Here is a 2250-nt window from a genome sequence, read left to right as displayed (position 1 = left end):
TTTTCGCCAATCGCGCCAACGCGGATGCGCCGGATTCGCCAACGCGGATGCGCCGCTTTCGGCGTCTAGGCTCCCTCCTCCTTCCCGTCCTCGCCGCCGATGGATACGTCCTTCAGGCGGTACGACCGTCCCGTTATCTTGATCATCGCGCAATGGTGGCAAAGCCTGTCGGCCACCGCCGAGGCCGTGACGTTGCTGCCGAACACGTCGCCCCACCTGCCCACCGGCACGTTGGTCGTGACGACGGTCGACCGCTTTAGCGCGTAGCGCCTGTTGACCAGCTGGAACAGCAGGTCGGCGCCCTCCTTGCCGATGTCGAGGTAGCCGAGCTCGTCTATTATCAGCAGGCTGCAGTGCTCGTAGAACCGCATCCTGCGCGCCAGCGCCTCCTTCGCCGAGGCGTGCTTGAGGTCCTCGACCAGCCTCGAGCAGTCGGCGAAGTACACCTGCTTGCGGGCCATCACCGCCTCGTGGCCTATGGCTATCGACAGGTGGGTCTTGCCGACGCCCGGGCTGCCGACGAGCACGACGTTGTCGCCGCGGTCGATGAACTCGAGCGTGGCCAGCTGCTCGACCAGCCCGCGCGGCACGCTCGGCTGGAAGCCCCAGTCGAAGTCGGCCAGCGTCTTTATGTAGGGGAAGTTGGCCATCCTCGTGCGGCGCTCGTCGTCGGCGCGCCGCTTGAGGGCTATCTGGGCGTCGGTGAGCTCGAGCATGGCGTCGACCAGGCCCTTCCTCCCGTCGGCGACGAGCCTGACGTACTCGGGCACCGACGACGCCATGCCCTCGAGCCCCAGCTCCTCGAGGTTGGCCGCCAGGCGGTTGAGGGGGCTGGCCTGCACGGCGGCGCTCACAGCGAGCCCCCTATCGAGTCGAGCAGGCCGAGGTTGGCCGCGGCGGCCGCCTCGATGTCGCCGGCGGCGTCGCCGAACCACCGCTTGCCGGCCATGGCCTCGGCGTAGTGCGCCGGGTCGTAGGCCGGCCCGCCCGCCACGTGCGTGGCCACCAGCTCGCCGCCGACGTAGCAGTCCATCGCGCCGCCGGGCATGCAGACGATGCGGGCGGGCCTGCCGATGCAGCGCCTGGGCACCGACATGGGCTCGCCGTGCGCGCTCACCAGCATCGTGGCCGGCACCCTGGCCACGCGCACCACGTCGCCCATCGCCTCCTCGAGGGCGCGCAGGTTGCCGACGGGCAGCAGCGCGTCCTTCTCCTCCATGAACAGCGCGGAGGGAGGCAGCCCCGTGGTCTCGTTGGGCTCGGAGTTGCTGGCGTCCTCGATCCGCGCGACGATCTCGTCGATGTCGTCCCAGCCGTCGAAGTCGCCCTGGTAGGCCATGAGCCGCGACAGGAAGCGGTTCGACGACTCGACCTTGCCCTTCGTCTGGGGGCTGCGCGGGCGGCACAGCTTCAGCTCGAAGCCGGCGGCCTTGGCGAACTCGTACGCGCGCTGGACCTTGAGGCGCCGGCCGCCCTTGACCGTCACCAGGGCGGACATGTTGTCCGTGACCCACTCGCGCGGCACGCCGCCGAGCCTCGCGATCGTGGCGTACATGCACCTGACCAGGTCGTCGGTCGTCCTGGTCCTCGACCGGATGAATATGTGCCTGCGGGAATGGCCCAGCGTCGCCGCGAACACGTTGAACTCGAACAGCTCGCCGTCGCGGTTCGCCATCTTGACGGACTCCTTCCAGTCGAACTGCAGCTGCAGTCCGGGCGGCGTCTCGAAGCGCGGGTGCGGCTCCGGGCCGCCGGAGGCCCCGACGGCGATGCCGTTCTTGCGCATGAACTGGGTGAAGGCGTTGTAGCCGGCCAGGTCCTCGCCGGGATACCTGTGCAGCAGCCACTCGTGGATGCCCTTCTTGGTGACTCCCGGCAGCTGCGCCTTGGCGGCCACCTCCTCGATGTGCGCGTCGAACGAGCCCGCCCTGTCGCCGCGCCCGTCGTGGGGCCGCCCGCCCTCGGCCCTCCAGTACGACGCCACGGTGTGCCTGTCCTTGCCGTAGCGCTTCGCTATGTCGCTGAAGTTGGGCTTTATGCCCGCTTCCCTGTACATGTCCAACTCTCCGATCAGGTTCTTCTCCGCCACGGCCCGCTCCTCCCGAAAGCATCGTTCGCTCGTCGATCGAAGCGTAAGCCCCGGCGTTGGTGGAAATGGTGAAAATGCGTTGGCGCAAATGGCGGGATTGCGTTGGCATGATTGGTTGTTGAGCGTTGGTCAAAATGGTTGTTTTTACAGTAGCGCTAACA

The 2250-nt window shown here is 67.8% G+C and carries 2 protein-coding genes; both read right to left on the bottom strand.

The features are described 5' to 3' along the window. Positions 1–65: 65 nt before the first annotated feature. Positions 66–854, bottom strand: a complete 789-nt coding sequence (istB, locus tag ACRX4W_RS09685) for an IS21-like element helper ATPase IstB (protein ID WP_117774414.1) — start codon at positions 852–854, stop codon at positions 66–68. Further along, the gene (istA, locus tag ACRX4W_RS09680; protein WP_117655710.1) at positions 851–2089 is read right to left on the bottom strand and encodes an IS21 family transposase; all 1239 of its coding nucleotides are present in this window, start codon (positions 2087–2089) and stop codon (positions 851–853) included. The genes istB and istA overlap by 4 nt, the downstream gene beginning before the upstream one ends. Positions 2090–2250: the final 161 nt, after the last annotated feature.

The organism is Collinsella aerofaciens (assembly GCF_964283865.1).
Taxonomy (GTDB): Bacteria; Actinomycetota; Coriobacteriia; order Coriobacteriales; family Coriobacteriaceae; genus Collinsella.
This window is presented reverse-complemented; position numbering and strand designations above follow the sequence as displayed.